Genomic DNA, 9074 nt, shown 5'->3' on the forward strand with positions numbered 1-9074 from the left:
CCCAGGGTGACGATGTTGGCGAAGCGACCCAGTCCAGGTCCTTGCCCTTGTCGAGCATGATCTGGAAGCCGCCCACCCAGGTCACCAGCAGCGCCAGCCCGATCTTGTCGATGGCANGCTTGTGGGTGGGCGTCTCGCGCGAGCGATAGATGGCCAGCGTGACGCCAGCCGCAATCAGGCCCACCGGGATGTTGATGTAGAAGATCCAGGGCCAGGTATAGCTATCGGTGATCCAGCCACCCAGCGCTGGCCCGGCCACCGGCGCCACCACTGCGGTCATGCCCCAGAGCGCCAGCGCGAAGGAGGATTTCGATTTGGGGTAGGCCCCCAGCAGCAGCGATTGCGACAAGGGCACCATGGGGCCGGCCACCAGGCCCTGCAACACGCGCGCGCCCAGCAGGATGGGCAGCGTGGGCGCCAGTCCGCACAGCCACGAGGCCAGCACGAACAGCAGTACCGAGGTGACGAACAGGCGCACCGCGCCCAGCCGCTGGGTGAGCCAGCCGGTCAGTGGAATGGAGATGGCGTTGGCGGCGGCAAAGGAGGTGATGACCCAGGTACCTTCATCGACCGACACCCCCAGGTTGCCCGAGATGGTCGGGATGGCGACGTTGGCAATGGAAGAGTCCAGCACGTTCATGAACACCGCCAGTGACACCGACAAGGTGCCCAGCACCAGGTTGGCGCCGGTCAGCGGTGGCGGCGGTGTGTAAGGCTTGGGGGGAGTAGGGCTGTTGGCCATGGCTTAAGTCATTGTCCAGTGAAGGCAGCGGTCGCCGATCAGGTGTGCGGCACCACCACCGGTGCGGCGCCGGCCTTGCTCTTGCGTGCCTGTGGCAGGCCGCTGGCGTTGTCGCTGATGATGCGTTCGACGATGGCGTCGGCCTGCTTGTCGAGGTCGTTGTAGACATTGGTCTGGTAATTGGTGGGCACCGCTTCCAGCGCGCGTCCGTCGCCGTGGATGTCGACGGTGGCGGTAGTGGACAGGCCGATGCGCAGCGGATGGGCGCGCACCTGCTCAGGATCGAGGGCGATGCGCACCGGCACGCGCTGCACCACCTTGATCCAGTTGCCGGTGGCGTTCTGTGCCGGCAAGAGCGAGAAGGCGCCACCGGTACCGGCCGAGAAGCCGATCACGGTGCCCTTGTACTTGACGCTGGAACCATAGACATCGGCGATCACTTCCACTGGCTGGCCGATGCGGATGTGCTGCAACTGGCTTTCCTTGAAGTTGGCATCGATCCAGATCTGTTCCAGCGGCACGATGGCCATCAACGGATTGCCGGCGGCGATGCGCTGGCCGACCTGCACCGAACGCTTGGAGACGAAGCCCGAGACCGGCGCCACGATGTTGACGCGGGCGTAGTTGAGGTAAGCATTGCGCACGGCGGTGGCGGCCTGCAACACGTTGGGGTGTTCGGTCACGCTGGTGTGGTCGGTCAGGGCGCGGTTGGCGGCGGCAGCGGCACGTGCCTGGTCGAGGGCGGCGCTGGCGCTCTTGAGGGCATCGCGGGCGTGCGAGACGTCTTCCTGCGAGACGGCGCCGGAGGACAAGCCGGCCTGGCGGCGTTGCAGGTCTTCGCGGGCGCGCGCCAGGTTGGCGTCGGCGGCAGCCACGTTGGCCGCCAGCGTGTCATTGTTGAGGAACAGTTGGCGGGTCTGGCGCACTGCCTGGGCCAGCGCAGCCTGCGCCTGATCCAGGGCCAGTTTGGTATCGGCGGCGTCCAGCGCCACCAGCGGTTGGCCGAGCTTGACCAATTGGGTGTCATCGGCCTTGACGGCCACGACCGTGCCGCCGACCTGGGCCGAAATCTGGACCACGTTGCCGCCTACGTAGGCGTCATCGGTTTCTTCGAAGAAGCGCGCGTGCAGGAACCAGTACAGGAAGCAGGCGGCGGCCACGATCACCAGGACCACGGTCAGCAGAATCAACTGGCGGGTGCGTTTGCCATTACCGTTGCCGTTGGCCTTGGCGGGTGGATTGTTTTGGGTGGTGCTGTCACTCATGGAGGACTCCGTTCTATCTCTTTGTAGGCGGTCAGTCGGCCTGGCTGTTGGAACAGCTGGCCGTCCCGGTCACCGGCGGCAGGGTGGAGAGGCCGGTGGCGGGCTGGATTGGGTTCAAAACTTCACTTCTGGCGCAAGCATTGGTGCCGAGCATGGCCCATCAGTGCGGCGGGGCGGCGCTGTAGGCCAGCCCGGCCTGCTGGGCATCGAAGCCGCCGCCCAGAGCCTTGTAGAGCGCGACCTGCTGCTCGCGGCGCTGCGCCTGCAGGGCTACCAGCGACTGGCGCTGGGCCAGCACGCCGGTCTCCGCGGAGAGCAAGGTCAGGTGCGATATCAGGCCCAGCCGATAGCGTTCGCGTGCCAGGTCATGGGCGCGCTCGGCCGCTTGCAGGGCTTCGCGACGGATCGGCAACTGGCGCTCGGTCGAGTGGATCGCCGCGATCTGGCGTGCCACGTCGGCATAGGCATCGTTCAAGGTCTTGTTGTAGGTGGCCACGGCCAGCTCGTAGTTGGCGTATTCCCCCTTGAGCCCGGCGCGCAGCGCACCGCCTTCGAAGATCGGCAGCGTGATCGCCGGGCCGAAGGCGATGCTCTTGCTGGCGGCGGTGAAAGGGTTGCTGTCGATGAGGCTGTCGAAGCCGATCATGGCGCTCAGGTTGATGTCCGGGTAGAAGCGGGCCTTGGCCATGTCCACGCCACGGCTGGCGGCTTCCACCTGCCAGCGCGCGGCCACGATGTCAGGGCGGCGACCCAGCAGGTTCAGCGGCAGGTCGGCCGGCAGGGCAGGGGTGGCCAGGTTCTGCAGGGTGGGCGGCGCCAGTTGCAGGCCGCGGTCGGGGCCGCGGCCGGTCAGTGCGCCCAGTTGCTGGCGCAGCAGCACGATCTGGCCGGCGCTCTGCTCCAGTTGGGCGCGCGCATCGGCACTGCTGGTGCGCGACTGGTTGCGTTCGATCTGGCTGTCCAGGCCGGTCTTGACGCGCTCGGCGGTGATGCTCTCCAGGGCGCTGCGTTGCTGTACGGTGCGCTGCAGGATGTCCTGCACGGCATATTGCGCAGCCAGTTGGCTGTAGACCGAGACGATGGAGGCGGTCAGCGCCAGGCGCGCTTCCTGTTCGCTGGCCTGGGCGGCTTTTTCGTTGGAGATGGCTTGGGCCAGGGCGGCCTGGTTCTTGTTCCACAAGTCCAGTTCGTAGCCGACGTTCAGCCCGGCCTTTTTCTCGTTGTACCAGTTGCCGCCATAGGGCGGCGGGTAGATCGAGGTGCTGGAGAACTGGTTGCGGATCAGCGAGGCTTGGGCATCCACACTGGGCAACAGCGGTGCCCCGCGGGCTTCGGCCAGGGCTGCGGCGGCGCCGATGCGGGCACGTGCCTGTTGCAGGTTGGGGCTGGAGGCCAGGGCTTCCTGGATCAGCGCGGTCAACTGGGCGTCGCCGAACTGCTGGACCCAGTCGCTGCCCGGCCATTGGCCGTCGGGGGCGCCGGGATTGGGGGCCGACAGGCTGCGCTGGGTGCTGAAGTCGCGCGCCTGCGCCAGTTGCTTGTCGCTGCCGATGCCGTCGAAGCTGGCACAGCCAGACAGGCCAAGTGCGCCGATCAGGGCGGCCAGCATGGCATGGGCGGCGATCACCCGCGGCCCAGAGGCGGGCGACGTGATGCGTTTCATAGAATTCTCCACGAAGAGGTATTTGGCGATACGAGTTCTTTTTTTCGTTTCGCGACCCGCGCCAGGCTGCATGATGGGCCATCGGCCTGGAGGTCTTGTGGCACTAGCCTGATACGGCGCAATGCGCGGGACCGGATTTACGAGTACTATCCTGGGGTCGGCGAGTAAAAACTCATTTTTCGTATTATACTTGGATATACGAACAATCACTCACGTTGAGAATTCGCATCGGGGGCGGGGCGAATTCCTTATCAAAGCTGCCAATGAAACTGCAACCCAGAAAAGAACCTCGCCAAGCACGTTCGCGGGCGATGGTCGATACCATCCTTGATGCCATGTCGCGCGTGCTGGTCGAGCGCGGTTATGCCAAGACCAATACCAATCTCGTGGCCGAATCGGCGGGCATCAGCGTCGGTTCGCTGTACCAGTATTTCCCCAACAAGGATGCCTTGATCTTTGCCCTGCGCGAGCGTCATGCCACCCGCATGTTGGCGTTGTTCGAAGACGTGGTGGCGCATATCGACGACTCCGGTACGCTCTCCAGTGACTTCGACAAGTTGATCAGCGCGCTGGTGGCGGCCCACCTGCTGGAGCCGGAATTGAACCGCATCCTGGAAGAGGAATTCCCGGCCTACAACCTGCCGGTTTCCACCGAGATTCGCCAGGGCTTCTTCGATGCCATCCGTCGGGTGCTGGAAAAGCATCGCCACAGCATCACCACGCCCGACCTGGACGTGGCGACCTTCGTGGTGCAGCGCATGTTGAAGGCGCTCATCAAGGCGGTGGTGCTGACCGGCCCGGGCGGGGTGTCGCCGGGCAGCGTGCGGCCGGAGATCCTGCCGGCGGTGATCGGGTACTTGACTGCGCAGCGCAGCGATGCTTGAAGAACTTCAAGAACTTTCACAGGCATAATTACCTAAGTGAAGGTTTAGGCGGCAAACGGCCAGGCGGCCCCGCGATTGGGTTGCCTGGCCGTTTGCGTGTATATTGCCACGCAACAATTCAGAAACATCCCGATATGAAGGCCAAGGGGCTTGCGTATAGTGCAGGATGCATGATCTGCCTGCCATGCATCAATGTCCTCGAACCCATTTTCAGTGACAGCAATATGCAGAAAAAGAAGATGAGACGCACCGTCGCCAAGTCGGTTTTCCTGACCTGGGCGACGGCCTGGAGCCTGGGGGCGCAGGCGGCGGAGGTGGCGGTGCAGGTACTGGATAACGCCGGCCAGCCGCTGCCCAATGCGGTGGTCTACGCCGAACCGGCAGGCGGGGCGCCGGCACCGGCCAAGCCGCGCCAGGTCGAGATCGAGCAGAAGAACAAGACCTTCCTGCCGCTGGTGACGGTGGTGCAGACGGGGACGCCCATCCTGTTTCCCAATCATGACACCGTGCGGCATCACGTCTATTCGTTTTCGCCGGCCAAGACCTTTGAGCTGAAGTTGTATTCCGGTGTGCCGGGCAGTCCGGTACTGTTCGACAAGCCTGGTACGGTGGTCTTGGGTTGCAATATCCATGATGAGATGGTGGCCTATGTGCAGGTGGTCAATACGCCTTATTTCGGCGTCACCGAGCGTAGCGGGGCGGTCCGCCTGGAGAGCCTGCCCAATGGCCGTTACACGCTCAAGGCCTGGTACTTCACCATGGGGCCGAACCAGGCGGCGCTGGAGCAGCCGCTGGAAGTGCAGGGCGATGGGCGGGCCGTCATCAAACTCAATGTCAAGGCGGTGCCGCTGTAAGGCGCGCATCACCCATCATCCAGTCAACAGGAAACGGGGCCCGGGTGCGTCTATACCGTCTGGAAAGCAAGATCGTCGCGCTGTTCATCATCCTCATCGTGGTGGTGCAAGTGGCCGGCTTCGTGGCGATCAGAACCGCCATCGATCGCAATGCGCGCAGCGCCATCAGTGACGAACTGGTGATCGGCGAGCGCGTCTTCACGCGCCTGTTGGACCAGAACGCCCAGAAGCTGACCCAGGGTGCGCGCCTGTTGGCCTCGGACTTCGGATTCCGCCAAGCCATCGGCACGGATGACCGCGACACCATCGCCTCGGTGCTGGCCAACCATGGGGCGCGCATCGGCGCCACCATCGGAATGCTGGTCGGCACCGATGGCCGCATCCATGCCTCCACCCTGGAGCTGGCCGACCCCGAGCTGCAGCGCGTGAGCCTGGAACTGGTGCGCAAGGCCGGCAATGGCAACGCCAATGGCGCGGCCGACAGCGCCGTGGTGGGGGACAAGCTGTTCCAGATCGTGGCCGTGCCGGTCAAGGCGCCGGTCACCATTGCCTGGGTGGTGATGGGGTTCCCGGTGGGTCCGGCGCTGGTCAATGACATGCGGGCGCTGTCGCAATTGCAGGTCTCGATCCTGGTGCGCCAGCGTGACAGCGGCAGTTGGGGCAGCGATGTCTCGACCCTGCCGGCTGCCCAGACGCAGATGCTGGCCAGCCAGGCTGGTCACACCGAGATGGGCCTGGCCGGTGCTACCGACCTGCAGATCGATGGCAACCAGTACCGCGCCCGCATCCTGCCGCTGGCGCGTGCCAGCAATGGTCAGGAAGCGGTGGCCGTGCTGCAGCGCTCGGTCAGCGAAGCGGTGGCGCCTTATCAGCGCTTGCAACTGATCCTGCTCAGCATCACGGTGCTGGGCGTGCTGGTGGCGGCGCTGGCCAGCGCCGTGATGGCACGCCGCATCACCAGCCCCTTGCGCGAGCTGGCGGCGGTGGCCAAGCGGCTGGGTGAGGGCGACTACAGCGAAGGTCTGTACCTGCGGCGCCAGGATGAAATCGGCCGGCTCGGCGCGGCCTTCGAGACCATGCGTTCGGAGATCGCCAACCGCGAACTGAAGATCAGTCGCCTGGCGTACCAGGACCAGTTGACTGGCCTGCCCAACCGGGTGCAGTTTGCCGATCTGCTCAAGGAGGCGATTGCCCAGGTCCAGCGCAGTGGCGGGGGCAGTTGTTACATCCTGATGATGGACCTGGACCGCTTCCAGCAAGTCAATGACGTGCTCGGCCACAGCTTCGGCGACGATCTGCTGCGCCAGGTGGCGCTGCGCCTGTCCGGCCAGTTGCTGCACCCGGGCGCCAAGGTGGCGCGCCTGGGTGGGGATGAATTCGCCATCCTGCTGCCCGGGGTCGATCTCGATGGTGCGCTGGCCCAGGCTGCGCATATCCTGCGCGTGCTGGAACAGCCCTTGTCGCTGCAGGAGCAGACGGTGGACCTGGGCGCTGGCATTGGTGTGGCTGGCTATCCCGCGCATGGCCAGAACAGTGGCGAACTGCTCAGTCGTGCCGAGGTCGCCATGTACACCGCCAAGCGCAAGGGCAGCGGCGTGGTGATCTACGACCCGGCAATCGACCAGAGCAGCCAGGAAAGCCTGTCGTTGTTGTCCGAATTGCGGCGTGCGCTGGAACGCGATGAATTCATGCTGTACCTGCAACCCAAGCTGGAACTGGGCACCGGTGCGGTGATCGGGGCCGAGGCGCTGGTGCGCTGGATACACCCGGAAAAGGGCTTTGTCGGCCCGGACAATTTCATTCCCTTTGCCGAAACCACCGGTTTCATCCGCATGTTGACCCTGTGGATGATGGAAAAGGTGGCCGGCCTGTCGGCACAACTGCAGGTGCAAGGCTTGTCCTTGAAATTCTCGGTCAATCTCTCCACCCGCGACCTGCTGGACCAGGAATTGCCGGCCGCCTTTGCCGCCATCCTGGAGCGCCATCGCCTCACGCCCGACGCACTCTGCCTGGAAATCACCGAAAGCGCCATCATGGATGATCCGGGACGCGCCCAGAACACCCTGGAGCGACTCTCGGCCATGGGCTTTGCCTTGAGCATCGATGATTTCGGTACCGGCTATTCCTCGCTGGCCTATCTGAAGAGCTTGCCGGTGGATGAATTGAAGATCGACAAATCCTTTGTCATGAAGATGGCGCAGGACCAGGATGACGCCAAGATCGTGCGTTCCACTATCGACCTCGGCCACAACCTGGGGCTGCGCGTGGTGGCCGAAGGGGTAGAAAGCGAGGAGGTCTGGTTCTTGCTGCGGCAGATGGGCTGCGACCAGGGGCAAGGCTATTTCATGGGCAAGCCGATGCCGGTGGAAGGCTTCCTGGAATGGCGACAGCAATGGCGCGCACCGCACAGGCCGGCGTTGTCCGGTAACCTGGTCGGGTGAACGCAGCGTCCGGGCCGAGCCGGAACGACATCATCAAAGGGGTAGGGCAGGATGAACAAGATCAACCACAGCGCCGGCTGGGCACTGCTGGTCACGCTTTGTGCGCTGTGGGTGCATTGTGTACCGGCAGCGGCGCAGATGAGCGATACCGAGCGCGACGCCTGGGCGCTGGCCCAGCAGAAGAAGGTAGCGCAGGCCATGCGTGCGACCAATACCGCCAACGATGCGCCGGCAGCGCCCGAGCGGGCAGACTGGAAGCCGGACCTGGGCAAGCTTACCGCCACCGCCGGCGTGATCCAGGTCGAGGGCGCGGGCGGTGGCGGCTTGACGCCCTGGGCCCTGATCACCGGCTATGGCACGCGCGACAGCTATGGCGCCAATGCCCATGCCACCGTCATCGCTACCCAGGATTACACGCTCAAGTCGTATGGCGTGGCGGTGGGGCTGATGGACCGGGTGGAATTGTCGCTGGCCAAGCAGGCGTTCTACGGCAGTGCTGCGCCGCTGGCCGATCTCAAGATCACCCAGGACATCGTCGGCATCAAGCTCAAGCTGGCCGGTGACGCCGTCTATGACCAGGACCGCTGGCTGCCGCAGATCGCGGTGGGGACCATGTTCAAGCGCAACCACGGCATCGGCGGCCTGCCGACGCTCACCAGCGTCAAGCAGTTGGGGGCGGCCAGCGAGAGTGGTATCGATTATTACCTCGCGGCCACCAAGATCCTGCTGGACCAGAGCCTCCTGCTCAATGCTACCCTGCGCCTGACCAAGGCCAACCAGATGGGCTTGCTGGGCTTTGGCGGCGACCAGGGCGACCGCTATCAGGCCATGGGCGAGTTCTCGATGGCTTATCTGATGAATCGCCGACTGGTGCTGGGTGCGGAATATCGGATGAAACCGCGCAACCTTGCCGCCGACCCCGAGAAGGATTACTACGATGCCTTCCTGGCTTGGTTCCCCAGCAAGAACCTGTCGCTGACCCTGGCCTACGTGGCGCTGGGTGACATCACCATCTACAACCCCAAGCGGCAGCGCGGCGTCTATCTATCGTTGCAGACCGGTTTTTGAGCAACTTCGAGTGAGGCAAGAGCGATGATGATACGCCCGATTTCGCAGGCTGCCGCGGCGCTGGCATTGGCTGGCACCCTGGGCCTGGCGCAAGCGCAGGAGGCGCCGGATGATAGCCTTTTCAAGGCCCTGGGCGGCCTGCCTGTGATGAGCAGGT

At 64.4% G+C, this 9074-nt stretch carries 7 protein-coding genes; 4 read left to right on the forward strand and 3 right to left on the reverse strand.

Going from position 1 to position 9074, the window contains the following annotated elements:
* The 3 genes from I5W_RS14990 to I5W_RS15000 form a co-directional block, all read right to left on the reverse strand.
* Positions 1 to 742: DHA2 family efflux MFS transporter permease subunit (locus tag I5W_RS14990; RefSeq protein WP_044529830.1), on the reverse strand; the 742-nt coding region annotated here is incomplete at its 3' end.
* 38 nt (positions 743 to 780) lie between these two features.
* The gene (locus tag I5W_RS14995; protein WP_044529831.1) at positions 781 to 2007 is read right to left on the reverse strand and encodes an HlyD family secretion protein; all 1227 of its coding nucleotides are present in this window, start codon (positions 2005 to 2007) and stop codon (positions 781 to 783) included.
* Positions 2008 to 2167: 160 nt separating this feature from the next.
* On the reverse strand, positions 2168 to 3670 hold the full coding sequence (locus tag I5W_RS15000) for an efflux transporter outer membrane subunit (protein ID WP_044529832.1): 1503 nt from the start codon (positions 3668 to 3670) through the stop codon (positions 2168 to 2170).
* A 263-nt stretch (positions 3671 to 3933) separates the two neighbouring features.
* Here I5W_RS15000 and I5W_RS15005 point away from each other — a divergent pair, with 263 nt between their 5' ends.
* The 4 genes from I5W_RS15005 (at position 3934) to I5W_RS15020 (ending at position 8917) form a co-directional block, all read left to right on the forward strand.
* Positions 3934 to 4554, forward strand: a complete 621-nt coding sequence (locus I5W_RS15005; RefSeq protein ID WP_017450277.1) for a TetR/AcrR family transcriptional regulator — start codon at positions 3934 to 3936, stop codon at positions 4552 to 4554.
* 170 nt (positions 4555 to 4724) lie between these two features.
* Positions 4725 to 5408, forward strand: a complete 684-nt coding sequence (locus I5W_RS15010; RefSeq protein WP_044529833.1) for a methylamine utilization protein — start codon at positions 4725 to 4727, stop codon at positions 5406 to 5408.
* A 44-nt stretch (positions 5409 to 5452) separates the two neighbouring features.
* Positions 5453 to 7849 carry a putative bifunctional diguanylate cyclase/phosphodiesterase gene (locus tag I5W_RS15015; RefSeq protein WP_044529834.1) on the forward strand — a complete coding sequence of 799 codons (2397 nt, stop codon included), beginning with the start codon at positions 5453 to 5455 and terminating at the stop codon, positions 7847 to 7849.
* Between the two features lie 51 nt (positions 7850 to 7900).
* Positions 7901 to 8917 (forward strand): DUF3034 family protein, encoded by a 1017-nt coding sequence (locus I5W_RS15020; protein WP_044529835.1) that lies wholly within the window; start codon positions 7901 to 7903, stop codon positions 8915 to 8917.
* The last annotated feature ends 157 nt before the right edge of the window (positions 8918 to 9074 follow it).

The sequence above is a fragment of the Herbaspirillum sp. B65 genome (genome assembly GCF_000333555.1).
In the GTDB taxonomy this organism is placed as follows: domain Bacteria; phylum Pseudomonadota; class Gammaproteobacteria; order Burkholderiales; family Burkholderiaceae_D; genus Herbaspirillum; species Herbaspirillum rubrisubalbicans.

Bases quoted from the DNA above. Each gene is read 5' to 3' on its own strand.
- I5W_RS14995 (WP_044529831.1), bottom strand. From the start codon at position 2,007: ATGAGTGACAGCACCACCCAAAACAATCCACCCGCCAAGGCCAACGGC.
- I5W_RS15000 (WP_044529832.1), bottom strand. From the start codon at position 3,670: ATGAAACGCATCACGTCGCCCGCCTCTGGGCCGCGGGTGATCGCCGCC.
- I5W_RS15005 (WP_017450277.1), top strand. From the start codon at position 3,934: ATGAAACTGCAACCCAGAAAAGAACCTCGCCAAGCACGTTCGCGGGCG.
- I5W_RS15010 (WP_044529833.1), top strand. From the start codon at position 4,725: ATGATCTGCCTGCCATGCATCAATGTCCTCGAACCCATTTTCAGTGAC.
- I5W_RS15020 (WP_044529835.1), top strand. From the start codon at position 7,901: ATGAACAAGATCAACCACAGCGCCGGCTGGGCACTGCTGGTCACGCTT.